We start from the raw sequence: 263 nt of genomic DNA, 5'->3' as shown, positions 1-263 counted from the left end.
GTGGTCGAAGCCGGCCCGCCCAAGGCCGTGATCGGCGACCCGCAGCACCCCTACACCCGCATGCTGATCGAGGCGATCCCATGGCCCGATGTCAGCCGCGACTGGGGCCAGGCCGATGAAGAGGCAGACGCCCGCCGCCTTGCCGAGATTGCCCGCGCGACCGAGACCGTGATCCGCGGCCAGGTGCCCGGTTTCACCCTCCACACCGGCTAGTCCCGCAAAGGCCCCCCGACCCACATGAAGCACCAGATCTTCTGGACCGA

Annotated in this window: 1 protein-coding gene; it reads left to right on the top strand. The window is 69.2% G+C overall.

What is annotated here, in order from left to right:
* A partial coding sequence (locus E0702_RS17740; protein WP_205742097.1) for an ABC transporter ATP-binding protein occupies window positions 1-213 on the top strand: 213 nt, incomplete at its 5' end.
* Window positions 214-263: the final 50 nt, after the last annotated feature.

This window comes from Halomonas marinisediminis, from assembly GCF_004347715.1.
Lineage (GTDB): Bacteria > Pseudomonadota > Gammaproteobacteria > Pseudomonadales > Halomonadaceae > Halomonas > Halomonas icarae.
Note: the sequence above shows the minus strand (reverse complement) of the source record. Positions and strands in the feature narration are given on the sequence as shown.